Annotated in this window: 25 protein-coding genes; 9 read left to right on the top strand and 16 right to left on the bottom strand. The window is 62.8% G+C overall.

Annotated elements, in window-relative coordinates; all coding sequences use genetic code 11:
- Positions 1-13: 13 nt before the first annotated feature.
- Genes OSC50_RS17135 through OSC50_RS17110 form a run of 6 tightly spaced genes read right to left on the bottom strand, consistent with a single transcriptional unit; the run spans position 14 to position 5394 of the window.
- Positions 14-1933, bottom strand: a complete 1920-nt coding sequence (locus tag OSC50_RS17135; protein ID WP_181081080.1) for a response regulator — start codon at positions 1931-1933, stop codon at positions 14-16.
- On the bottom strand, positions 1923-2786 hold the full coding sequence (locus tag OSC50_RS17130; protein ID WP_181081079.1) for a sensor histidine kinase: 864 nt from the start codon (positions 2784-2786) through the stop codon (positions 1923-1925). The genes OSC50_RS17135 and OSC50_RS17130 overlap by 11 nt, the downstream gene beginning before the upstream one ends.
- A complete protein-coding gene (locus tag OSC50_RS17125) occupies positions 2779-3786 on the bottom strand; it encodes an ATP-binding protein (protein ID WP_253511167.1) in 1008 nt (335 codons plus the stop codon). The genes OSC50_RS17130 and OSC50_RS17125 overlap by 8 nt, the downstream gene beginning before the upstream one ends.
- Positions 3777-4181: an anti-sigma regulatory factor gene (locus OSC50_RS17120; protein WP_181081077.1), complete on the bottom strand. Its 405-nt coding sequence runs from the start codon at positions 4179-4181 to the stop codon at positions 3777-3779. Before OSC50_RS17120 ends, OSC50_RS17125 begins: the two co-directional genes overlap by 10 nt.
- Positions 4178-4540, bottom strand: a complete 363-nt coding sequence (locus tag OSC50_RS17115) for an STAS domain-containing protein (protein WP_181081076.1) — start codon at positions 4538-4540, stop codon at positions 4178-4180. The genes OSC50_RS17120 and OSC50_RS17115 overlap by 4 nt, the downstream gene beginning before the upstream one ends.
- Before the next feature lie 2 nt (positions 4541-4542).
- Entirely contained in the window at positions 4543-5394 is an 852-nt protein-coding gene (locus tag OSC50_RS17110; RefSeq protein WP_181081075.1) for an STAS domain-containing protein, read from the bottom strand.
- Positions 5395-5562: 168 nt separating this feature from the next.
- Between OSC50_RS17110 and OSC50_RS17105 the strand changes: the two genes are divergently transcribed.
- Positions 5563-6465 carry a LysR family transcriptional regulator gene (locus OSC50_RS17105; RefSeq protein ID WP_266248423.1) on the top strand — a complete coding sequence of 301 codons (903 nt, stop codon included), beginning with the start codon at positions 5563-5565 and terminating at the stop codon, positions 6463-6465.
- On the opposite strand, the gene OSC50_RS17100 is transcribed toward OSC50_RS17105, so the two are convergent.
- Together OSC50_RS17100 and OSC50_RS17095 are read right to left on the bottom strand one after the other, a co-directional pair.
- Positions 6457-7215 (bottom strand): substrate-binding domain-containing protein, encoded by a 759-nt coding sequence (locus OSC50_RS17100; RefSeq protein WP_253512073.1) that lies wholly within the window; start codon positions 7213-7215, stop codon positions 6457-6459. The genes OSC50_RS17105 and OSC50_RS17100 overlap by 9 nt on opposite strands.
- Positions 7215-8519, bottom strand: coding sequence for an MFS transporter (locus OSC50_RS17095; protein ID WP_181081073.1), 1305 nt, complete (start codon positions 8517-8519; stop codon positions 7215-7217). Before OSC50_RS17095 ends, OSC50_RS17100 begins: the two co-directional genes overlap by 1 nt.
- 197 nt (positions 8520-8716) lie before the next feature.
- Between OSC50_RS17095 and OSC50_RS17090 the strand changes: the two genes are divergently transcribed.
- From OSC50_RS17090 to OSC50_RS17080, 3 genes are all read left to right on the top strand, one after another.
- Positions 8717-8860, top strand: a complete 144-nt coding sequence (locus OSC50_RS17090; RefSeq protein WP_266248425.1) for a hypothetical protein — start codon at positions 8717-8719, stop codon at positions 8858-8860.
- A 122-nt stretch (positions 8861-8982) separates the two neighbouring features.
- Positions 8983-9906 carry a LysR substrate-binding domain-containing protein gene (locus tag OSC50_RS17085; RefSeq protein WP_181081071.1) on the top strand — a complete coding sequence of 308 codons (924 nt, stop codon included), beginning with the start codon at positions 8983-8985 and terminating at the stop codon, positions 9904-9906.
- Between the two features lie 55 nt (positions 9907-9961).
- Complete coding sequence (locus OSC50_RS17080; RefSeq protein ID WP_181081070.1) at positions 9962-10324, top strand: 5-carboxymethyl-2-hydroxymuconate Delta-isomerase; 363 nt, start codon at positions 9962-9964, stop codon at positions 10322-10324.
- Positions 10325-10357: 33 nt separating this feature from the next.
- On the opposite strand, the gene OSC50_RS17075 is transcribed toward OSC50_RS17080, so the two are convergent.
- The 3 genes from OSC50_RS17075 to OSC50_RS17065 form a co-directional block, all read right to left on the bottom strand.
- On the bottom strand, positions 10358-11293 hold the full coding sequence (locus tag OSC50_RS17075) for a LysR family transcriptional regulator (protein WP_266248427.1): 936 nt from the start codon (positions 11291-11293) through the stop codon (positions 10358-10360).
- Between the two features lie 137 nt (positions 11294-11430).
- Positions 11431-12618, bottom strand: a complete 1188-nt coding sequence (locus OSC50_RS17070; RefSeq protein WP_181081068.1) for a cyanate transporter — start codon at positions 12616-12618, stop codon at positions 11431-11433.
- Between the two features lie 168 nt (positions 12619-12786).
- A complete protein-coding gene (locus tag OSC50_RS17065; RefSeq protein ID WP_266248429.1) occupies positions 12787-14412 on the bottom strand; it encodes a 5-guanidino-2-oxopentanoate decarboxylase in 1626 nt (541 codons plus the stop codon).
- A 109-nt stretch (positions 14413-14521) separates the two neighbouring features.
- On the opposite strand from OSC50_RS17065, the gene OSC50_RS17060 reads away from it, so the two are divergent.
- Positions 14522-15466, top strand: coding sequence for a LysR substrate-binding domain-containing protein (locus OSC50_RS17060; protein WP_266248431.1), 945 nt, complete (start codon positions 14522-14524; stop codon positions 15464-15466).
- Between the two features lie 67 nt (positions 15467-15533).
- Here OSC50_RS17060 and OSC50_RS17055 read toward each other — a convergent pair whose 3' ends face one another.
- Together OSC50_RS17055 and OSC50_RS17050 are read right to left on the bottom strand one after the other, a co-directional pair.
- Positions 15534-16148, bottom strand: a complete 615-nt coding sequence (locus OSC50_RS17055; RefSeq protein WP_266248433.1) for an NAD(P)-dependent oxidoreductase — start codon at positions 16146-16148, stop codon at positions 15534-15536.
- A 35-nt stretch (positions 16149-16183) separates the two neighbouring features.
- On the bottom strand, positions 16184-17050 hold the full coding sequence (locus tag OSC50_RS17050) for an MBL fold metallo-hydrolase (protein WP_266248435.1): 867 nt from the start codon (positions 17048-17050) through the stop codon (positions 16184-16186).
- A gap of 106 nt (positions 17051-17156) precedes the next feature.
- Between OSC50_RS17050 and OSC50_RS17045 the strand changes: the two genes are divergently transcribed.
- Entirely contained in the window at positions 17157-18071 is a 915-nt protein-coding gene (locus OSC50_RS17045; protein WP_266248436.1) for a LysR family transcriptional regulator, read from the top strand.
- 90 nt (positions 18072-18161) lie between these two features.
- Positions 18162-18338, top strand: coding sequence for a hypothetical protein (locus tag OSC50_RS17040; RefSeq protein WP_181081062.1), 177 nt, complete (start codon positions 18162-18164; stop codon positions 18336-18338).
- On the opposite strand, the gene OSC50_RS17035 is transcribed toward OSC50_RS17040, so the two are convergent.
- A complete protein-coding gene (locus tag OSC50_RS17035) occupies positions 18331-19206 on the bottom strand; it encodes a helix-turn-helix domain-containing protein (protein WP_181081061.1) in 876 nt (291 codons plus the stop codon). The genes OSC50_RS17040 and OSC50_RS17035 overlap by 8 nt on opposite strands.
- Before the next feature lie 188 nt (positions 19207-19394).
- Here OSC50_RS17035 and pobA point away from each other — a divergent pair, with 188 nt between their 5' ends.
- Positions 19395-20579 carry a 4-hydroxybenzoate 3-monooxygenase gene (gene pobA / locus OSC50_RS17030; protein ID WP_414704465.1) on the top strand — a complete coding sequence of 395 codons (1185 nt, stop codon included), beginning with the start codon at positions 19395-19397 and terminating at the stop codon, positions 20577-20579.
- Between the two features lie 64 nt (positions 20580-20643).
- Entirely contained in the window at positions 20644-22161 is a 1518-nt protein-coding gene (locus tag OSC50_RS17025; protein WP_266248439.1) for an MDR family MFS transporter, read from the top strand.
- 66 nt (positions 22162-22227) lie between these two features.
- Here the strand turns inward: OSC50_RS17025 and OSC50_RS17020 are convergent, their stop codons facing one another.
- Together OSC50_RS17020 and OSC50_RS17015 are read right to left on the bottom strand one after the other, a co-directional pair.
- Entirely contained in the window at positions 22228-23067 is an 840-nt protein-coding gene (locus OSC50_RS17020) for a cache domain-containing protein (protein ID WP_181077983.1), read from the bottom strand.
- Positions 23068-23117: 50 nt separating this feature from the next.
- Entirely contained in the window at positions 23118-23891 is a 774-nt protein-coding gene (locus OSC50_RS17015; protein WP_266248442.1) for a transporter substrate-binding domain-containing protein, read from the bottom strand.
- Between the last annotated feature and the right edge of the window lie 19 nt (positions 23892-23910).

Below are 23910 nucleotides of genomic sequence, written 5' to 3'. Positions count from 1 at the left end.
CTTAAAGCCCGAATCAAACCTCCAGGCCGTGGCGGATTTTTTCCAGCAATTGATCGATATGAAACGGCTTGGTGATCAGGTCCATGCGTTCGCCGAGAAAATCCTGGCGGTTCGCCGCATTCTCGGCGTAACCGGTCATGAACAGGATCGGTAATTCCTGGCGCAGATCCCGCGCATGATCGGCCAGCTCGCGGCCGGTCATGTACGGCAGCCCGAAATCGGTAAGCAGCAGGTCGATCGTCGGATCGGCTCGCAGCATGGCGATGGCTTCGTCACCGTCCGCGGCCAGGCTGCAGCGATAACCAGCATCCACCAGCACTTCAGCCACGAAACCACGCACCGAAGGCATGTCTTCGACCACCAGAATGTGCTCGCCGTTGCTCACCCCTGGCACGGCCTCGACTTTCGTGGCCAGGGCGGCCGGGCCGTCGGCGGCGGGCAGCATGATGGTCACTTCGGTGCCCTGGCGGGTCACGCTGCGGATCTGCGCATCGCCGCCGGACTGGCGGGCGAACCCATAGATGGTCGACAGGCCCAGGCCGGTGCCCTGGCCCACCGGTTTAGTGGTGAAGAACGGGTCGAACACTTTGTCGATCACGCCGGGCTCGATACCCACGCCGTTGTCGCGTACCGACAACGCAATGTACGGGCCGTTTTCCAGCTTGGGGTTGCCGGTGGAATGCGCAGGGTACGTGGTTACCCAGATGACGCCACCCTGGGGCAGGGCGTCTCGGGCGTTGATCACCAGGTTGAGCACCGAGCTTTCCAGCTGGATCGGGTCGACCAGCGCCACGGCGGGGTGGGTGGTCAGCTCCAGATTCAGCACGATGTGTTCGCCGATGGTGCGCATCAGCAGCTCTTCCAGAGAGCGGATATGCGCATTGATATCGGTGGGGCGGGTGTCCAGCGGCTGCTGGCGTGCGAACGCGAGCAAGCGGTTGGTCAGGCCGGCGGCGCTCAGGGCGGAGTTCAGCGCGGCGTCGGCATAATTGAGCACCTTGTCGGTGCGCTGGCTCTGAATGCGTTTCTTGATCAGCTCCAGGCTGGTGATGATCCCGGTCAGCAGGTTGTTGAAGTCGTGGGCGATGCCGCCGGTAAGCTTGCCCAATGCATCCATTTTCTGCGCCTGCAGCAACTGCGCCTCGGTGCGGGCCAACTGGCTCGCGGCATTGGCCAGTTCGGCCTGTTGATGACGTTCGCGATGACGGTGCTCGGTGACGTCCTCCACGAACACCAGGCTGAGGCCGGCGCTACGGTAAGGCGAAATCTGCCATTCGGTCTCGCGCAGCTGGTCGTCGACCTTCATCAATAACGTGCCTTTCCAGCGTTCACCGGCGGCCAGGCGCAGGCATAGCTCCTGGATCACGGCCAATTGATCGGTGGCGAAGCATTCCAGCAGGGCGTCGGGGTTGAGGTTGGCGTGGATCAGCTGGGCGAAGGCATGGTTGCATTCGTGGACTTTGAGGTGCGCGTCCATCACCGCGATGGGCGCGCTGATGTTGAAGAAAATCTCGCGAAAACGCGCTTCGCTTTCGCGCAAGGCGTATTCAGTGTCGCGTACGCGCAACAAGGTGCGCAGCGTAGCGAGCAGCACCTCCGGGTCCACCGGATGGATCAGGTACGCATCGGCGCCGGCGTCCAGGCCGGTGATGATATCGCCGGTCTCGATCGACGCCGCCGAGACATGCACCACCGGCAGCAACGCGGTGGCGGGGTCGGCGCGCAGGCCGCGCACGATATCGAAACCGCTCATGTCCGGCAGGTTGACGTCCAGGATCAGCGCATCGATGGTGCGACTGGCGATCAGGTCCAGACCGTCCTGGCCGGTGCCGGCTTCCAGTACCCGATAGTGATGGTTTTCCAGGCGCCGGCGCAGGGCGTAGCGCGTGGCAACGTTGTCGTCGACGATCAACACTTGGATGTCACGTTTCATCGACGATCTCGTTGGCGATGGAAAGAGGAATGACCACATAGAACAGCGAACCCACGCCGGGCTTGCTCTCCACGCCGACCCGGCCACCCAGCAATTGAGCGAAGCGCTTGCACAGTGACAGTCCCAGCCCGGTGCCGCGCAGGCGCTTCTGCAGCGGGGAGTCGATCTGGGAAAAGTCCTCGAACAGATTGCTGTGCAGTTCGACCGGGATACCCAGGCCGGTGTCCTGCACCGCGAAGCGGATCTCCCGCTCGTTCTCCATGCACGCCGACACGCGTACCTCACCCTGCAGCGTGAACTTCAGAGCGTTGGAGATAAAGTTGCGCAGGATCTGCGCGAGCTTCTTGTCATCGGTGTACAGCTTGGGCAGGCCGGCCGGCTCTTCGAAGATCAGGTCCACCGCCGAGGCATCGACAATCGGCCGGAACATGCCGCGCAGCGCCGAAAACAGGTCGAACATGTCGAACCAGGCCGGGGAGATACTGATGCGCCCTGCCTCGATCTTGGCCAGGTCCAGCAGGTCATCGACCATCTCGCGCAGTTCCCGCGCCGAGCTGCGGATAAAGCCCACCTGGGTGTGCTGCTCAGGGCTGAGCGGGCCGTCGAGTTCATCGTCCAGCAGGCTGGTGATGCTCAGGATCGAGCCCAACGGCGTGCGGAACTCATGGCTCATGTACGACAGGAAACGGCTCTTGAGGTCCGAAGCCTGGCGCAGTTGGTCGGCCTGGGTGTCCAGCTCGGCATACAGTGCCAGCACGCCCTGGTTGGTTTCATCCAGCTCGGCGCGCAAGGCGTCGGCTTCCTGGCGCAGGCGTTGCACCTCAGCGGCGAGCGAGGCAGTGGTGTCAGCCATCGATGGCCTCCAGGGCAATCACGAAAACGGTGACGTCATCCCGCCCGCGGCAGAAGTCACGGTGCAGGATGGCGGCGATCAAAGCCGGGTGGCGGTGCGTCAGCCCAGGGTAGTCGGCCAGGTTCCAGCGTGACTGCAAGCCGTCGCTGTACAGGATCAGCAACTGGCCGCCGACCTCAGCGTAGTCGAACGGCTGCGCCTTGCGAAACTGCACGCCGACGATGCCCGGGTGGGACGCCAGGCCACGGGACTTGCCGGAGCCGATCAGGCTGGCGCCGATATTGCCCACGCCGGTGAAGCGCAGGCTGCCGGTCGCGGCGTTGTATTGCGCCACGGCCACCGCACCGCCACGGGTGCCGGTCATGCCGACATGCATGTCGGCCATCAGCCGCGTGGCTTCATCAAAGGCACTGCGTGCAAATACCTGTTCGCCGTCCCGCGCGGCGCGTTCGGCTTCGCTGCCATGGCCCAGCCCATCGGCCACCATCACGCTGAAACGGCCGGGTTCGATTGCCAGGTGCCAGGCGTCGCCGCAGGCTGGGTCGTCATGCAGCGAATGCTGGCTGACCCCGTAGCGAATGTCGCTGACCGTGGAGGCTCGTGGATACAGACGCGCGAGCATCGCCGTGCCGCGAGGGTCGGCATATACATCGAACACCTGGGCCACCCGTGAAATGGCGCCCATGCCGATGCCCTGGGTGCCGCCGGTGGAAAACCCGTCCACCAGACAGCTGTCCAGGTCAAAGCCCTGGCCGCGGTCCACGGCGATCATCTCCACACCGCCGTTGCCGGTGGCGCGCAGGTGCAATTGCCCGTGAGCCGCATGCTTGAGGATGTTGCTGCTCAGCTCGGTGGCCACCAACGCCACTCTGCCGGCGTCGGTTTCGTCGAAGCCCAGGTGTTCGGCGAGTTTCTGCGCGGTGCGTCGGGCGTGGCCAATCTGGCTTACATCCTCGATCAACAACACCTCGGTGAGGGCGCTGGGAATATTCAGGCCCATCGAGTGATCGTCACGCGGGTGCCCTGGCCGGGTGCGGTGTCCAGTTCGAATTCGTCCACCAGGCGCTTGGCGCCGGTCAGCCCCAGGCCGAGCCCGCCGCCGGAGGTCCAGCCGTCGGTCATCGCCAGCTTGAGGTCGGGAATGCCCGGGCCTTCGTCGCGAAACGTCAGGCGAACGCCGGGGCGCAGGTCCTTCTCGACTATTTCCCAATCCATATACCCGCCACCGCCGTAGACCACCGTGTTACGCGCCAGCTCGCTGACCGCCGTGACCAGTTTGGTCAGGTCGATCAGGCGCATGCCGCAGTCCTGGGCCAGTTTGCGGACCAATTGCCGAGCCAGCACGACGTCCTGTTCGATCAGCACGGGGTGCGTGCCATTGCTGGCCACGGTCATGAGTGGTCCACCCGTTCTCGCAACAGCTTCATGCCTCGTTCGACATTCAATGCGGTGGCGACGCCGGGCAGGGTCATGCCCAATTCCACCAGGGTAATGGCCACCGCCGGTTGCATGCCCACCAGCACGGTCTGCGCGTCCATGATCCGCGACAGGCCGGAGATGGTGCCGATCATGCGGCCGATAAAGGAGTCGACCATGTCCAGCGCCGAGATATCGATCAATACGCCACGCGCCGAGGTGCGATTGATGCGTTCGGACAGGTCGTCCTGCAGCGTCAACGCCAACTGGTCGTGCATGTCCACCTGGATGGTCACGAGTAGAAACTCGCCCATCTGCAAAATCGGGATGCGTTCCATAATCAGACGGCCTTGGTCACGGTCACGCCCAGGCGCTTGAGGGACAGGGCCAGGGCGTCGGCCAGATTGGCCTTGGTGACCACGCCTTGCAGGTCAAGGCCCAGGTGCACGATGGTCTGGGCGATCTGCGGGCGCACGCCGCTGATGATGCAGTCGGCACCCATCAGGCGAATGGCGGTCACGGTCTTGAGCAGGTGCTGGGCCACCAGGGTATCGACGGTCGGCACACCGGTGATGTCGATAATTGCGATTTCCGCGCCGGTGTCGACGATGCGTTGCAGCAGCGACTCCATCACCACCTGGGTGCGCTGGGAATCCAGGGTGCCGATCATCGGCAGGGCCAGTACGCCATCCCACAGTTTGACCACCGGCGTGGACAGTTCGAGCAGTTCTTCCTGCTGGCGCTTGATCACCAGTTCACGGGACTTCTGGAACGTGCGAATGGTGTGCATGCCGAGGGCATCGAGCAGCTCGGAAATTTCCCACAGCTGTTCGGCCAGTTGCGCCGGCTGTTCGACGTATTCGCGTTGCAGCAGGGCGAACAGCGGGCCTTTGAGCGCGAAGATGAAACTGGCGGTCTGTTGCGAGTCCTGGCCGACCAGCGCGCGGCTATGGGACAGCTTTTCCAGGAGCACGCGGGTTTCGGCCCAGTTCTCGTGGTTGACGTTCTGCGAACCGCCTTGTTCCAAGGCTGCAATCAGTGTGCTCAGGAAGTCGTTGGCCTGTTGTTTCAGCTCGGCTTCCTTGACGTTACGGGTGGCACCCGAGGCCTCGAGGCTTTCGATCCATGTGCTCAACAGGCTGAGTTTGTTGGTTTGCAGCGCCTGAACGGTGTTCGCGTGAAGTGTCGCCATGGGAAAGCTCCTGGATGCCTGATATATGCTGCGCGCAATCTATACCAAAATGTGTCGTTTGAAACTTTTTACACTGATTATTGCGGGGGATGTCTACAAACTGCGTCGCCCCACGTTCATGGGCCTCGGGTACTATAGATCGACCCTCTCAGTCGGCCAGTGCTTCCCGTGATTATCAATTTCGACCTCAACGACCTGCAGGCCTTTCGTGCCGTGGTGGACAAAGGCAGTTTTCGCGGCGCCGCCGAAGCGATCCGCATCTCGCAACCGGCCTTGAGCCGACGCATCGAAAAGCTCGAATCGGCGCTCGATGTGAAGCTGTTCGAGCGCACCACCCGACGTGTCAGCCTGACCATGGTGGGGCGCGCGTTTCTCCCGCAGGTCGAACGCATGCTCGACGACCTTGACCTCGCGCTGATGGGCATCAGCAATGTGGCGTCCACGCGCATGGGCAATGTCACCATCGCCTGCGTGCCCTCCACCGCGTACTACTTCATGCCTCATGTAATCGCCGAGTTCCACAAGCTCTACCCGAAGATTCGCCTGCGCGTGCTCGACGCCAGTGCCGGCGAGGTGTGCAGTGCGGTGGAAAGCGGCGAGGCGGATTTCGGCGTGAGTTTCAGCGGCAGCCTGGCCGATGAGGTGGAGTTTGAACTGTTGCTGCAGGAACGTTACGTGCTGGCGTGCCGGCGTGACCATCCACTGGCCGGGCGCGACAGCGTGACCTGGGCCGAAGCCTATGAGCATGACTACATCACCGTAGATAAAACCTCGGGCAACCGCTTCCTGCTCGACCAGGCCTTGCGCGGCGTGCGGGTAAAGAAGCCGAGTATCTGCGAAACCCACCACGTGACTACCATGATCGGGTTGGTAGAGGCGGGGCTGGGCGTGGCCATGGTGCCATCGATTGCAATGCCGGCGTGCGAACACCCGATTCTGGTGAGTGTGCCGCTGGTGGAGCCGCAGGTGATGCGCAATGTGGGCTTGATCAAACGCCGCGGGCGGACGTTGCCGCCGGCGGCGTTGGAGTTGGAACGGTTGGTGCGCGAGATGCCGTTTCGGTCAGTGTGATACCGAGTCCAGGCCGGTGGCGCGCACCGCCGGTTGTACCTCGGGAGAGGCGAGGTACTGCAGCAGCGCCTTGGCCTGCGCTGGGTGATCGGCGTTCACCGGGATACCCGCGGCGAAGCGCGTCACCGATTGCACGTCCTCGGGGATTTTGCCTACGTAGGTCACGCCCGGCACCGGTAACAGTTCTGCCACCTGCTGCAAGCCCACTTCGTAGTCGCCCTTGGCAACCTGCTCGGCCACCGGCAGGCGCTCGATCATGGTGCCCTTGGCCGGCATGCCGAGTTTCTTGAACAGCTCTTTCTCGACATACACGCCACTGGCGCTGTCCGAGTAAGCCACGGACTTGGCCTTGCTCAGTACGGCCTTGAGCTCGGCATCGGTGCCGATCGCCGGTTTCGGCTGGCCTTGCCTGACCACCAGGCCAATGCGCGAATCGGCCAATTCCACCCGCGAGGCCGGGTCGACCTTGCCTTGCTTGATCAACTCATCCAGGGCGTAGCCGACCATGATCACCACGTCGGCGTGTTCGCCACGGGCCAGGCGGTTGGGGATCGCTTCCGGCGCCTTGCCCATCGACGGGCCGAGAATGGTGTCGAGGGTGTCGCCGCTGCGCTGGGCATATTGCGGGCCCAGCACTTTATAGGCTGCCGTGAAGCCACCGGAGGTCATGACCTTGAGCTGCTCGGCCTGGGCCGTCAGCGCCAGGGCGCCGAGGGCGAGGGCGGTCAGCGTATTGAACAGCGGCTTCATCATGCGGCCCCCTGCATCACTTGGCCACGGGCGTTGGCGCGGCGGTACAGCGCCAGGGTCGAGCACAGTGCACACAGCGCGGCGAACATCATCCAATAGGCCGGCGAAGCTTTGTCTTCAGTGATGTGAATGAACCAGGTGGAGATCGCCGGGGTGAAGCCACCGAAGATCGCGGTCGCCAGGCTGTAGGCCAGGGAGAAACCCGCCACGCGCACTTCCACCGGCATGATTTCGGTCAGGGCCGGGATCATCGCACCGTTGTACATGCCGTACAGGAAGGAGAACCACAGCAGGGTTTCCAGCATATGTGCAAAGCTCGGCGCGTTAACCACGTAGGACAGGGCCGGATAGGCCGTAAGCACGGTCAATGCGGTCATGGCGATCAGCACCGGTTTGCGCCCGAAGCGGTCGCTGAGGGTGCCGCCGATGGGCAGCCATACGAAGTTGGAGATGGCCACCAGCAAGGTCACCAGCAGCGCGTCGGAGGTGCTCAATTGCAGGACGGTCTTGCCGAAGGTCGGCGCGTACACAGTGATCAGGTAGAACGCGGTGGTGGTCATGGCCACCATCAGCATGCCGCCGATCACCACGGTCCAGTTCTTCACCAGGGTTGCGAGCACTTCGCGCATGGTCGGGCGATGCTTGCGATTGGCGAACTCTTCGGTTTCCTGCAGGTTGCGACGCAGCACAAAGATAAACGGGATGATCACGCACCCTACGGCGAACGGAATGCGCCAGCCCCAGTCGGCGACCACCGACGGTTCCATCCACACGTTCAAACCGTAGCCCAGCGCGGCGGCGACCACGATGGAGATCTGCTGGCTGCCCGACTGCCAGCTGGTATAGAAGCCTTTGCGGCCCGGCGTGGCCATTTCGGCCAGGTACACCGACACCCCGCCCAGTTCCGCGCCGGCCGAGAAGCCTTGCAGCAGGCGGCCGAGCAGCACCAGCAACGGCGCCCATAGGCCAATGCTCTGGTAGCCCGGCACCAGCACGATCAGCAGCGTGCCGCTGGCCATGATCGACAGCGTCACGATCAGGCCTTTGCGCCGGCCGACGTCATCGATATACGCCCCCAGAATGATCGCGCCCAGGGGCCGCATCAGGAAGCCCGCGCCGAACACGGCGAAGGTCATCATTAATGATGCAAACTCATTAGCGGCGGGGAAGAACGCGGCAGCAATGTAAGTGGCATAGAAGCCGAACAGAAAGAAGTCGAACTGTTCGAGGAAGTTACCCGAAGTAACGCGCAATACCGCGCCCACTTTGGAGCGGGCAGAGTCAGGCCGGGTTGAGCTAGTCATGGTTTGTGTCTCCAGCGTTCTTTTTAAAGTGCTTGTTTCGCTTAAGACCTGGGATAGTGGCTGACACATTTAGAAATGATAAGTGAAAATTTTGGATTTATTGATGCGTCATGGCTATCAATCGGCGACCGCATCCGAAACCCTTGTCCTGTTCTATGCTGATAACGATGGCCAATGCTTACGCAAGGGAGGTGACAATGGGTAACGAACCGAAGCACCACGATGAGCCGGCGCAGGAGCAATCCCGGCGTCACGAAGAGGAAAAACCACAAACCTGGAAACATCCGGACGATGGCACGGAGTTGTCCGAGCGCGATCAGGAAAGGCCGCTCAAACCCTGAGCGCCAGGTCTGACAGGCACCGGTGGGCCATGGCCTGCCGGTGAATCCGGCGCTGTCGCGCGTAGACGCCGCTCGCGGCGCTTTCTACACTGCGGTTCGTCTTGGGGAAAGGGCAGGCGCCGATGAATCGCAACGAATTACGCAAGGCCGACATCAATCTGATGGTGGTCTTCGAAGCACTGATGCTCGAGCGCAACGTCACGCGGGTGGCGGAGAAACTGTTTCTGGGCCAGCCCACTATCAGTTCGGCGCTCAACCGTTTGCGTACCTTGTTCAACGACCCGCTGTTTATCCGCGTCGGCCACCGCATGGAGCCCACCGCGCGAGCCGAAGAGATAATCCAGCACCTGTCGCCGGCCCTGGATTCGCTGTCGTCGGCCTTGAGCCTGACCCACGATTTCGACCCGTCCATCAGCACCATGACCTTCCGCATCGGCCTGTCCGACGATGTGGAATTCGGCCTGTTGCCGCCTTTGCTGCGCGCCTTGCGCCAGGAAGCGCCGAAGGTGGTGTTTGTGGTGCAGCATGTCGATTACTGGCGCATCCCCGATCTGCTGGCATCCGGTGACATCACCGTCGGCATTACCCAGACCCGTGGCCTGCCGGCCAATGCCAAGCGCAAATTGCTGCGTCATATCCGTCCGCGCCTGTTGCGCGCCGATGCGTCGGACACGCCGTTGACCCTCGATGAATATTGCGCACGGCCCCATGTGCTGGTGTCTCACACCGCCAACGTGTCGGGGTTTGCCGATGAATGGCTGGCGGAAATCGGCCGCAAGCGGCAGGTGGTGTTGTCGGTGCCGCAATACAGCGCCTTGCCGGCGCTGTTGGCCGGCACCGACCTGATCGCCAGCCTGCCGGACTACACCGCGGAGGCCATGGCCGTGTCAGGCCAGCTGTTTTGCGAGCCGTTTCCGTTCGAGACGCCGACCCTGGATTTGTCCATGGTCTGGCTCAGCCACGTGGATACCGACCCGGCCGAGCGCTGGGTGCGTTCGCGGTTGGAAGCGTTTATGAGCGATCGCGGGCCGCTGAATCCTGCCTGACGGTTTTTTCCGTGATATATCTAAGAGTCTTCCTACAAATAACTCGGAGCGATCCATGCCGCACTTGCACCTGGAGTACACCGCGAACCTCACCGGCCTGGCCGTCGAGAAAGCCTTGTTGCGGCTCAACAATGTGCTGATGGCATCCGGGCAATTCGGCTCGGAGTTCGATATCAAAAGCCGCGCGGTGAAAGTCGAGAGTTTCCAGGTGGGCACGTCCTTCAACCCACGCGGTTTCATTGCGGTGAAATTGTCGCTGCTCAGCGGACGCTCGCCTCAAGTCAAGAAACAGCTGTCGGAAGGCCTGTTGGCGGCGTTGCACGATATGGGCGACTGGCCGGCGGACATGCAGGTGCAGCTCAGCGTGCAACTGCTCGATATGGATCGAGAGTCCTACAGCAAGGTTGTCATCGGCTGATCACCGCCCCGCAAAATCACTGCAGAGCCTGCGTCAGAGCAGCCCTTGTTCGGCGCAGACTTTCACCACCTGTTCCCTGAACCAGGTATTGGCGCGGTCCTGCTCGCTGCTTTCGTTCCACTGCATATCCAGAGTAAAACCCGGCAAGCCGTTCGGCGCTTCGCAGTGACCGAAGGTCGAGGCCGGTGCCAGTAGCTTTTGCACACGGCGGGGCAGGGTGACGACATAGTCGGTGCCCGTGATCATCTTTAATGCCGCGCTGTAGCTGTTGGCCCGCGCCACCACGTGGCGTTTACGCGCCAGGCGGCCCAGCCAACCGTCGATCATATTGGTATCGGACGTCCACGGTGTGGGAAACACATGGCGTCGCTCCACAAACGATTGCAGGCTGAACGCCGGTTCCTGTGGCGCGGCGCGTTTGTCGAACACGCACACCAGATCATCCTCCAGCAGCATCTGGGTTCTGAAGTCTTTGTGGGTGCGATGAAAGTGCGGGCCGAAGCAAATCACCAGGTCCAGGCGACCTTGGCGCAGGTCCTCGGCGGGGATATCGGCTTCCAGCTTGCGCACATTGACGATCACCGGCAGGTCGGCGCGGTCGAATTGCTTGAGCAGGCGCGGCAGGATCAGCTGTTCGAAGTATTCCGGGGCGCACACATTGAAGGTCACCGCCTGCTGGGTCGGGTCGAACGCCTGGCCACCGGCATGACACAGGTTGATGCTTTCGAGAATCTTCTGCACATGCCCGTACATGGTGGTGGCCTTGTACGTCGGTCGCATGCCCGCACGGGTGTTGATAAACAGTTCATCCTCGAAACTGGTACGCAGTTTCTTGAGGCTGTAGCTCACGGTGGACTGGCTGACGAACAGCGTTTCTGACACATCGGTAACGCTGCTCTGGTCATAAACGGCGATAAACACCATCAAGTCCTGCATATCGAGCTTTCTGAGCAAGTTACTGTTTAACATCGGTTTCGTCCGTAAACCCCATGTACCGAATTCAGTACAAGACAGCGCAAAAGATTAACGGAACGGGCGTCCCAATAGGAAGCTTCGTAGGCTGTTTCTATGTTGGGTGTGGGACAAAAACTGTTGGCGACACGACCTCAGCGAATTTGCTGCGCGTAGCGCTTGGGGTCGAAGCGCGTCACGATCAGCAGCATCACACCGATCACGGCAGTCAGCGCCCACCAGGCCCATTCGAAACTGCCCAGTTGGTCGCGGATCACGCCGGCGATCAGAGGCGACAGCCCCGCGATCAGGTAGCCGATGCCCTGCACAAAGGCCGTAAGACCACCGGCGCGGCGGGGGTTGTCCAGGTGGTCGAGGGACAGGATCAGGCTCATCGGAAACAGCCCGCCGATGCCCAGGCCGAGCAGGCAGGGCCATAGCAGGCTCAGGTGCTGTGGCGCGAGGATCAGGCCGCAGAACCCGAGGATGATCAGCACCAGCAACACCGCCACCACGCCGCGTTTATCCCGGCGACGGTTGGCGATGGCCGGCGTGACCAGCCCCGACACCACTTCCATCGCCGTGAGAAAGCCCAGCAGCAGTCCGGCGTTCTGTTCACTCCAGCCTTGCTCTACGTAGTACGGCGCCAGCCACGCGAGTACACAGGTGTAGGACGCCGTGCCAAGACCAAAGAAGATCGCCAGCAACCAGGCGCGTGCGTTACCGAAAAAGCTTTCCTGCGCGCCGGAGCCGGCCTGGGGCACCGTCGGCAGCGTCGCACGCTGGGCGCACCAGAACACCAGCGCCAGCACGGCGAGCGTTGCCCAGATCGCCAGGCCGATGCGCCAACTGCCGGTCCGTGCCTGCACGAACGGCGCGAATGACGCGGCCAACGCGGCACCGCCCATGATTGCGGTGACATACAGGCCCATGAACAACGACACATTCTGGTTGAAGCGGGTCTTGATCAGCGTCGGCATCACCGCCTGGATCAACGCGATCCCCACCCCGGCGGCGATGGCGCTGACGATCAGCTCCAGCGCCGAATCCAGCCACAACCGTGACAGCGTCGCCACGCCGATCACCCCCAGCGACAGCACGATGCTGCGGTGTTCGCCAAGCCGCTTGGCCAGGCCCATACCGAAAAACATCGCCAGCCCCATGGCCATCACCGGCAGCATGGTCAACAGTGCCGCGCTGCTGAAACTCAACGGCACATCGCCGCGAATCGACGATAACAACGGCCCGACTGCCGCCATCGACGGACGCAGGTTAAGGGCGACCAGCACAACACTGAGCATCAGCCAGACGGCCGTAGTGGGTTTTGCGTGAACGTTTTCCATGGGCAAGCCTTGAGTGAACAAGCGCGAATCAGGCCACGGTGGATGCAGGCGGAGCAAATGAGAAAGTCGCAGGGGTTATTGAAAAATTGCGCGGGGGTTGATGGGCTTGCAACAGACTGCTCGCTCACCACAACCAGTGTGTACGCCGCTCCCCTGTGGTGACTGGGCTCACACCGCCACCTCCTTCATCCACAGCCCCTGGTCGATTTCAATCAGCGTCGGCCTCTGCCGTTGCGCGGCGGCATCCAACGCCCTACGCAGCTGCGTAACGCTGTGCGCGCTGGCGGTGGCGCTGCCGAGGGCTTTGGCCACGCCGATAAAATCCGGCGTGTAGATGTCCACGCCCACCGGCTCGATGGCGCGGTTGAGCATATAGCGCTTGATCTCTTCATAGCCCTGGTTGTTCCACAGCAACACGATGATCGGCGTACGAGCCTCCACCGCGCTCGCCAGTTCCGGCAGGGTGAATTGCAGGCCGCCGTCGCCGATCAGGCACACCACCGGCCGGCCGTCGCCGCGTCCAAGCCAGGCGCCGATGGCGGCGGGCAGGGCGTAGCCCAGGGTGCCGTAGCCGGTGGAGGCGTTGAACCAGCGGCGCGGTTGGTCGAGGTTCAGGGTCAGGTTGGCGCTGTACACCGGCTGGGTCGAGTCGCCCACCAGCACGGCGTCCGGCAAGGCGTGCAGAACCGTATTGAGGAACAGGCTATGCGCGCGCGTGGCGGCGTCCCAGGTGGGCGTCAATTCAGCCCACAACCGCGCCACGCGTAGGCGCCCCCAGTGGGGTTCACGCGCAGGCAGTGGCCCGCGCAAAACGTCGGCCAGCAAGGCGTCGGCGGCGATCCGCGCATCCGCCACCAACGCCACCTCGGGCCGGTAGTTGCGCACGGTCTGGTCCGGGTCGATATCGATGCGCAGCAAGACACCGGGGATTTCGAAGCCGCCGGCGAAGGTGGTGTCGTAGTCGGTTTCCGCAAGCTCCGTGCCGATGGCCAACACCACGTCGGCTTCGGCCACCAGGGCGCGGGTGGCGGGCAGGCTCTGGGTCGAGCCGATCAGCAGCGGATGCGCGGCCGGCAACAGGCCCTTGGCGTTGATGGTCAGCGCGACCGGTGCGCCGAGGGTGACGGCCAGTTCGGTCAGCGCAGCGGCGGCGTCAATGGCACCGCCGCCGGCCAGGATCAGCGGGCGCTTGGCCGCGACGAGCAAACGGCTCATCTGTGCAACCGCCGCCGGTGCCGCGCCGGCGCGGGCCACGTTAACCGGTGCGCAGGGCAGCAGCGCATCGGCGTTTTCCACCAGCACGTCCAGGGGGATTTCGATATGTACCGGGCGCGGCCGCCCGGCCTGGAATAACGCAAACGCCCTGGCCAGCACGCCCGGCAGCTCCGCCGCCGACATCAGCGTGTGGGAAAATGCCGCCACCCCAGCCACCAGCGCGCTCTGGTTCGGCAGCTCATGCAATTTGCCGCGTCCACCGCCCAGCTGGCTGCGCGATTGCACGCTGGAAATCACCAGCATCGGGATCGAGTCGGCATACGCCTGGGCCATGGCCGTGGTGATATTGGTCATACCGGGGCCGGTGATGATGAAGCACACGCCCGGCTTGCCACGGGTGCGTGCGTAACCGTCGGCCATAAAGCCGGCGCCCTGTTCATGGCGCGGGGTGACGTGGCGGATACCGGAGCGGGCCAGGCCGCGATACAGCTCCACGGTGTGCACCCCGGGTATGCCGAACACATGGTCCACGCCGTAGCCTTCCAGGAGGTTGACCAACACTTCGCCGCAGGTCGCCATACAGGTCGCTCTTGTGAATGAGAGAAGGCGGTATTGGAACGGTTGGCCCATGGCGCCCACAATCGATAAAACGTCATACTCGCCATGTCCTCACGTCATGGCTCATCGCATGAAACGCCTTCCGCCGCTGCCTGCGCTGCACACGTTCTGGGTCACGGCCCAGTGCTGCAACTTCACCCGCGCCGCCGAGCGCTTGCACATCACCCAGGGTGCGGTGAGCCGGCAGATCGCCGGGCTGGAGCGCCACTTGGGCTACCCCTTGTTTGTGCGTCAGGCGCGCGGTTTGAGCCTTACCGAGCAAGGGCGTGAATGGCAGCAGTGCACGCAGCAGGTGTTTGGCCTGGTCGGTGCCGCGGTGGAACAGATCGGCCGTCGGCGTCAGGCCCTGCAACTCAAGGCTTCCACCTGCGTGATGCGCTGGTTGCTGCCGCGCCTGATGCAATGGCAACGGGAACGCCCTGATGTGCCGGTTGAGCTCACTACCACCGTGGCCAACACCGTGGACTTTCGTCGCGAGCCTTTCGATGCGGCCGTGATTTACGCGCCCATCGCCGAACAGCCCGCCGAGGCCGTGCATCTATTCGACGAACGACTCACCCCGGTCTGCGCGCCGGCCTTGCTCGCGACGCTGCGCGCGCCGGCAGACCTGCAACACCAGGTGCTGCTGCACCCCACGCGCGACGAACGGGACTGGACGCTCTGGCTGAATGCGGCGGATGTGCGCTTGAGCACCGTGAGCCAAGGCCATCACTTCGAAACCCTGGACCTGGCGATGACAGTGGCGTCCCAAGGCTCCGGCGTGGCGATCGGCGATTGTGCGCTGATCGGCGAGGATGTGAAGGCGGGGCGGCTGGTCATGCCGTTTGAACGGCGTGTGCCGACGGGGATGGGCTATTACCTGGTGTCTGCGCCGGGCGCGCAGCCCATGCCGGAGCTAGAGGCATTGATGGCTTGGCTGCAGAGCCAGGCGCACTCTTCAGATCAGGGTGGGGCAGCGGTACTTGAACTGACCGATCGATCGCCATCGGGGGCAAGCCCCCTCCCACAGTTTTGATCTGGTTTCGTCAGTGCATGTGGGAGGGGGCTTGTCCCCGATAGCGATGGATCAGTCACTCCACCAATCAGTAACCGACCGTAAAACGCTGGCGCGGGTGCTGATGCTTTTCCACTTCATCGATCAGCGCGATGGCGTAGTCGGCAAAGCTGATCCAACTGCGGCCTTCGGCGCTCACCAGCAAATGGTCGTGACCCAGGCGGAAGCGGCCGGTGCGTTCGGTCTCGACGAATTCCGCCGACGGTGACAGAAAGGTCCAGTCCAGGTCCTGTTCCTGGCGCAGGGCTTCGAGGAACTCAGCACCGGCACTGGCTTCGGCTTTGTATTCAGCCGGGAAGCCCGGACTGTCGATCACGCGGCTGCCGTCCGGCAGCAGCAGCGAACCCGCGCCGCCCACCACCAGCAGGCGCTTGACCCCGGCTTTTTTCACCGGGCCGATCACGGCGGCAGCGGGCAATGTGGCAAAGTGCGCCGCGCTGATCACCACGTCGCTGCCGCTGATGGCCTGTTGCAAAGCGTCGGCATTCAGGGCATCGACCTGTTCGACGGTGACGCCGGCGCGCGCCGCCAGGGTATCGGTATTGCGCGCGATGGCGACCACGCTATGCCCGCGACGCAGCGCTTCTTCCAGCAGTTGGCTGCCGGCACGGCCGGTGGCGCCAATGATTGCGATCTTGCTCATGATGTTCTCCAGTAAAAGTCAGGGTTTACAGCGGTTCACCACTTCATTTCGCCCTTGGCGACTTTGGCGCTCAGCTCCAGCGAGCTCTCGTCGGCGAGGGTCGGGTAGCGCTTTTTCATGGCTGCGATCAGCGCGGCGGCGTCCTTGGCCTTGGCGGTTTCCAGGTCAAAGGCCTTGATGTAGTCAGCCGTGAAGGCCACCGACGCCAGCGACGGCGTGCCCAGGTAATGGCCCGGAATCACGGTGCGCGGCTGCAGCTGTTGGATGCGTTGCAAGGTCGCCAGCCAGTCTTTGTGGGACTGTGCGCTTTGGGTGTCAGCCATCCATACATGAATGTTCTGGGCCACCACCACGCCACCGACGACCGCCTTGATCGACGGGATCCACACCACGCTGCGATCCGGCTGTGGGCCATCCAGGCCGACCACTTCCAGTGTCTGGCCCTCCAGGCTCAGGCTGTGGCCTTCAAGTACCTGCGGCACGATGGTTTTAGCCGGTTTGTCGGCGCCCATTTTCGGGCCCCAGAATGCCAGTTTGTCGGCCACGGTGGCCTTGATGTGCTCGACCACCGGTTGCGGCGCCAGCACCTTGGCGTCGGGGAAAGCCGCAGTCAGGGTGTCGAGGCCGAAGTAGTAGTCCGGGTCGCCATGGCTGATGTAGATGGTGGTCAGGTGCTTGCCGCTGGCGCGGATGTTCTGCACCAGTTGCTCGGCCTGGCTTTTGCCGAATTGCGCATCCACCAGGATCGCGTCCCTGGCGCCGCTGACCAGCACCGAGGTGACTGGGAAGATTGCCGCTTCGCCGGGGTTGTACACGTCGAGCTTCAGCTCGGCCGCGGCCGCATGGGCGGCGAAGGCCAGGGCGGCGGTGCCCAGGCTCAGGCGCTTGAAGGTTGAGAACATTGGGCAGCTCCAGCATCGATTCAAAGGATGCACAGAGCTTAGTTGCACCAAACCAGACTAAAAATGCGATGCTGGAACATAGTTTGTTTCTAAAATCGGGCAGATCATGGATCGTCTTCAAGCAATGCGCGTGTTTGTCACCGTGGTCGACCTGGGCAGCCAATCCGCCGCCGCCGATCATCTGGACCTGTCACGCCCGGTGGTATCGCGCTACCTGGTCGAGCTGGAGGACTGGGTCGGCGCGCGCCTGCTGCACCGCACCACACGCAAGCTCAGCCTGACCGCAGCGGGCAGCGAAACCCTGCCCCGTTGCCGGCAAATGCTGGAATTGGGTGCCGACATGCAGGCCGCCGTGAGCGAACCGGACGACGCGCCTCGCGGCCTGTTGCGCCTGAGTGTGAGTACGTCGTTCGGCCAGGTGCAATTGGCCGAGGCCATCGCCGAATACGTCAAGCGCCACCCGTTGGTGACGGTGGATCTGCAACTGCTCGACCGCACGGTAAACCTGGTGGATGAGCGCATCGATCTGGCGATTCGCATGAGCAACGACCTGGACCCCAACCTGATCGCCCGGCGCCTCAGCGTTTGCCGCTCGGTAGTGTGCGCCACGCCTGAGTACCTGCGCGAGCATCCGGCGCCGCGCAAAGTCGAAGACCTGGCGCGCCACAATTGCCTCACCCACTCCTATTTCGGCAAGAGCCTGTGGCATTTCGACGAGCGGGGTGAGCATGTGTCGGTACCGGTGAGCGGCAATATCACCGCCAACGAGGCCAGCACCTTACTGCGCCTTACCCTGGCCGGCGCCGGGGTCGCCATGCTGCCCAGCTATCAGGCGGGCGACTATGTTCGTCGTGGCGAACTGGTACGCCTGCTGCCTGGCGCCGATCCCCGGCAGATGAACATCTACGCGGTCTACGCCTCGCGCAAACACATGCCCTCGGCGTTGCGCAGCCTGCTGGATTTCCTGGTCCTGCGCTTTCCCGAGGAGCCGGCGTGGGATGAGGGTTTATACGCGACATAAACGGGTTGAATGGCGGCCAATAATGGCAACCTGCCCTGACTGACCTATGCTTTAAACAGCACCGTGTAGAACCGTGCAGAGGTCAGTGCCATGAGCATCAAAACCCGCAAGTACCTGACGATTTTCGCCCTCAGCGTCTTGGCCAGCGCGCTTTACGCAACGGCCGCCTACCGCGTCGAGCAAACCCGTATGCAGCCGACCTTTGCGATCAGCTGCCATCAGGATCTGTGCGTTCCGCGCAGCGGCAGTTTCAGCGCGCTCAGGTAGGCTGCCTGGATTTAAGCTGCTCGCGAAAGGCCTTGGGCGAAAAGCCGACCCGGCGACGGAACAACCGCGAGAAATTGGTCGGGTCGGAAAAACCCAACACCTCAGACATCTCATTGATGGTCATGCTGGTGTACGTCAGCAAGCGCTTGGCTTCCAGCAACTGGCGGTCATGCATGATCTGCAGCGCGGGCTGGCCGCCCAATTCACGGCAAGTGCCGTTCAGGTGCGACACGGAGATCCCCAGTTTGTGGGCCAGGTCTTCGATCTTCGGGTGCTCGCGGTAGTGCTGTTCAACCAGTTGGGTGAACCGCCGGAAATACTCACGCCCGCGTGGCGCCCGAGGGTGACGACGCTGGATTGCCTGACGACTGATCCACACCAGCAACACGCTGACCAGGGCATGCATCAGCATGTCCCGGGCCGGTTGCTCATCGGCGTACTCCTCCTGCAAGCGGGCGAACAGGCGGTTGAGGTACTCGCTGTCCTTGCCCGCCGGGTAACTGCCCGGCATCTGCAACGCGTCGGCCGTGGCGCCCAGTTGCGCCTGTAGATGGTCCACCAGCGGGGCCGCCAGCGTCAGCACGTAACCTTCGACATCCTCGGCAAAGTGGAAGCCATGCACGCACAGCGGTGGCAGCACCTGCAACGTGGCTTCATTGAGGGTGGTGCGCTGGCCTTCGATTTCCAATTGGGCCTGGCCTTTGTGCACATAAAGCAATTGGCACAGATCCGCGTGCCGGTGGGGCTGGATTTCCCACTGGTATTCCCGACTGCGCCGGGAAATGGTTTCGCAGTGCAACAAATCGGGCGTCGGCCACTGCTGGCTTTCCCCGTAAAGCTTGAAGACCGGAATCGCGGTTTTGGTCATGGTTTAAATCCGATACTCGGGATAGTTGTGCGGTAATCGCCCCGATTGGCAAAAAGCGCAGGCTTTGGCGCAGTTTTCACCTTCTTATGCTGGGCGCTCAAGTGAAAATGTCAGCTACAAGACCAATGACAACTCTTTCACTCGATCCGTTCGGGTGGAACTTGCGGGCCATAAAAATAATGAAAACGCTGAACACCCAAGTCGCCATTATCGGCGCCGGTCCATCCGGACTGCTCCTCGGCCAGTTGCTGCACAACGCCGGCATCCAGACGTTGATCCTTGAGCGCCAGAGCGCCGATTACGTGCTCGGCCGCATTCGTGCCGGCGTGCTGGAGCAGGGCATGGTCGATCTGCTGCGCGAGGCCGGCGTGAGCCAGCGCATGGATCGCGACGGCCTGGTGCACGACGGCTTCGAACTGGCGCTCAACGATAGGCTCGCCCACATCGACCTCAAAGCGTTGACCGGCGGCAAATCCGTGATGGTCTACGGCCAGACCGAAGTCACCCGTGACCTGATGGAGGCGCGTGCCGATGCGGGCGCCATCACCCTGTATGAAGCACGCGACGTCCAGCCCCACGACCTCAAGAGCGATCGGCCCTGGCTGACCTTCGAACATCAGGGCCAGACGTTTCGCCTGGAGTGCGACTACATCGCCGGGTGCGACGGTTTTCACGGAGTCGCCCGCCAATCGATCCCGGCCGATGCCTTGAACATTTTCGAACGGGTCTACCCGTTCGGCTGGCTGGGCATCCTCGCCGACACACCACCGGTGCACGCGGAACTGGTGTACGCCAAGCACCCTCGTGGCTTTGCCCTTTGCAGCATGCGCTCGCCCACCCGCAGTCGCTATTACCTGCAGGTGCCGGCGGATGAAGCACTGGAGCAATGGTCGGATGCGCGGTTCTGGGAAGAGCTCAAACAGCGTCTGCCCGCCGCATTGGCCGAGCAGTTGGTGACCGGGCCGTCGATCGAAAAAAGCATCGCGCCGCTGCGCAGCTTCGTGGTGGAGCCGATGCAGTACGGGCGCCTGTTTCTGCTGGGTGACGCCGCGCACATCGTGCCCCCTACCGGCGCCAAGGGCCTTAACCTGGCGGCCAGTGATGTCAGTACCTTGTTCAGGATTCTGCTCAAGGTGTATCGCCAGGGCCGGGTGGATTTGCTGCAACAGTACTCGGCGATCTGCCTGCGCCGGGTGTGGAAGGCCGAGCGGTTTTCCTGGTGGATGACTTCCATGCTGCACACGTTTGATGAAGCCGACGAGTTCAGCCAGCGCATCGCCCAGAGTGAGCTGGACTACTTCATCGACTCCGAAGCCGGGCGCCGGACGATCGCGGAAAATTACGTCGGACTTCCTTACGAGGCTATCGAATAGCCTGCTATCGTATTCGCCATTGTCGTGGGGCGCCTTTCCCACGACCTTGTTCGAAGGTTCCTGCGTGACTCAGCTTAATCATCCCACCCCGCCGTTACCCGCCGTGCGCAGTATTCTGGTCGCGCTGATGATGGCCATCTTCCTTGGCGCCCTTGACCAGACCATCGTCGCGGTGTCCATGCCGGCCATCTCGGCGCGTTTTCACGACGTCAATCTGCTGGCCTGGGTGATTTCCGGCTACATGGTGGCCATGACGGTGGCGGTGCCGATCTACGGCAAGCTCGGCGACCTGTATGGGCGTCGGCCGATGATGCTGATCGGCATGGGCGTGTTCACCGTGGCGTCGCTGTTCTGTGGCATGGCGCACAGCATGGAGCAACTGGTGCTGGCGCGGGTGCTGCAAGGGATCGGCGCCGGGGGCATGGTTTCGGTGAGCCAGGCGATCATCGGCGACATCATCGCGCCTCGCGAACGCGGGCGTTACCAGGGCTATTTCAGCAGCATGTACGCGGTGGCGAGTGTGGCCGGGCCAGTGCTGGGCGGTTACATGACCGAGTACCTGTCCTGGCGCTGGGTGTTTCTGATCAACCTGCCTCTGGGCGCCGCTGCGTGGTACGTGGCCCACCGCACCCTGGTGGGGCTGCCGGTGCCTCAGCGCAAGCCGATCATCGATTACCTCGGCACTGTGCTGATGATCATCGGTTTGACCGCCCTGTTGCTGGGCGTCACTGAAATCGGCCAGGGCCATTCCTGGCGTGACTCGCAGGTGCTGGGCCTGCTGGCCGGCGCGCTGGTGGTGCTGACGCTGTTCGTGTGGCATGAACGCCGCGCGCGCGAACCGCTGCTGCCGATGCATCTGTTTGCCAATGCCAGTGCGGTGTTGTGCTGGTGCACGATTTTTTTCACCAGTTTCCAGGCGATTTCCCTGACCGTGCTGATGCCGTTGCGCTTTCAGACCGTGACCGGCGCCGGTGCCGACAGCGCCGCCCTGCACCTGCTGCCGCTGGCGATGGGCCTGCCAATCGGTGCCTACTGCGCCGGGCGTCGGACCTCGGTGACCGGGCGCTATAAACCGATGATCCTCAGCGGTGCATTGTTGAGCCCGCTGGCCATCTTCGGCATGGCTTACAGCGCGCCCCAGGATGTGTTGCTCACCGCCATGTTCATGCTGCTCTGCGGGATCGCCGCCGGCATGCAGTTCCCGACCTCCCTGGTGGGTGCGCAGAATTCGGTGGCGCAGCCGGATATCGGCGTGGCCACCAGCACCACCAACCTGTTCCGTTCGCTGGGCGGTGCGGTGGGCGTGGCCTGCATGTCGGCGTTGCTGCTGGCGCTGCTGCAGGACTCCAGCTTCGCCCACCTGTCCAGCGGCGCGCTGGTGGCCGAGGGCAGTTCGGGCAACGTGCTGCTCGACGGCCTCAACGCCGCCCCCGGCCCGGCGCAGGATGCCCTGCGCGCCGAACTGGCAGTGACATTCCGACACTTGCTGCTGGTGAGTGCGGCGGTGTCGCTGCTGGGGCTGGCGGCGGCCATGGTCATGCCCAACCGCCTACTGCGCGGGCGCGAGGACAAGGCGAAATAACCGGCACCATGAAGACTAAAACTGGGGCGGGGGCAAGTCTGCCACCTGAACGCATTCCACTGCCGATCAGGGGCTGTAGTAGCCGACCGCAACCATGTAATGCCCGCTCTTGCGGATATACGCATGTTTGTTCTCGACCTTGTCGGTGATCGGGTTTTTCCAGCGGTATTTGTATTCGCCCTGGTCCTGCTCCGTCATCAGTTTGAGTATCGGCTCGCCCACCGGTTTGCCGTCGGGGTCCTTGATCTTGCTGAAGTCGGTGTTGATCAACCGCAGCGTGGTGCCATGGGCCACGTAGCGCTGGGTATTGAGGTCCACCACGAACACGTACAGGTCATCCTGCAGAAAGCCGCCCTGCAGTGAGTTGATCGCCTTGAGCGTACCGGCTTCGTCCTTGACCAACGCATTCACCGCTTTGTTGCGCAGCGCCCGGGCCTGTTCCGGGGTGGCCCGTGGCAGGTAGTAACCCACCGCCAGGATGCGCTCGCCCACGCGCTGGTAAAACACATGCTTGTGCTCGACCTTGCCGTCGTTCCAGTTCTGCCAGCGATAGTCGGCCTGCTGCATGCCCTGGCCCTCGGGCACCTTGAGCGCCTGCTCGAATGACTCGCGCAGGTCCGGCCCGAGCACCTCGGATACGTCGCGGCCGATCAACGCGGAGGAGGGGCCGCCACTGGCCAGCAAGACACCCTGGGTGTCGACCACGAACACATAGCGGTCATGGTCGACAAACTCCCCCTGGCGGCTGAAGGCGGCAAAGGCCTTGTCGCCATTGCTCTGGTAATAAACCAGGGCTTTTTCCAGCAGCGCCTTCGCGGCCTGGGCATCGTCATCCTGAGCGGTATCGGCATGCACCTGGCTGAATCCCAACAGCAGCAGCCAGGTCATTCTCAGCAGTCCCTTCATGAACCCATCCTCGTTCTTGTTGATGTGAGCACAGCGTAGACGCCTATGGCTCAGGGCGCCGCCAGCCATTGATTGACGATGCCGTCGTACACGCCGGTGGCCACGCTCAGGTGCAACCACTGGTCCACATAGCTTTTCCATGCCACGTCGTCCCGGGGCAGCAGAAAGGCTTTTTCGCTGTACTGCATTTGCTTGTCCGGGTTGACCGCGCACAGCCCCGGCTTGAGCTTTTGCTGGAAGCGCGCCTCGCTGGCATCGGTGATCATCACGTCGGCCTTGCCCGCCAGCAACTCGTCGAAAATCGTCACGTTGTCGTGCAGGCGAATCTGCGCTTTGCCCAAGTGCGTACGGGCGAACACTTCGTTGGTACCGCCTGCCGGTTCGATCACTCGTACCTGGGGCTGGTTGATCTGTTCGACGCTCTGGTAGCGCTGCACGTCGGCGCAGCGAACCAGTGGGATCTTGCCGTCGACGCCAAGGGACTGACTGAAAAAGGCCTTTTTCTGACGCTCCAGCGACACCGAAATGCCCCCCACCGCGATATCGCAGCGCTGGGCCAGGAAGTCCGGCATCAGGGTTTTCCACGTGGTAGGCACCCATTGGATCCTGGCGTTGAGGCTTTTGGCCAGGGACTCGGCCATGGCAATGTCGATGCCTTCATAGCGGCCATCGGCGCGCAGCGAGGTGTAGGGCTTGTAGTCGCCGGTGGTGCACACGCTGAGGGTGCCACGCTGCAACACCTCATCGAGGCGCGACGCACCGGTGTCGGCCAGGGCCGACGTGGCCAGGCTCGCCAGTACACAGAGGGCTAAAGGAGCTTTCATGCGGTCGAGTCCTTGGGGT

Origin of the sequence: Pseudomonas quebecensis (assembly GCF_026410085.1) — a bacterium.
GTDB classification, from domain to species: domain Bacteria; phylum Pseudomonadota; class Gammaproteobacteria; order Pseudomonadales; family Pseudomonadaceae; genus Aquipseudomonas; species Aquipseudomonas quebecensis.
Note: the sequence above shows the minus strand (reverse complement) of the source record. Positions and strands in the feature narration are given on the sequence as shown.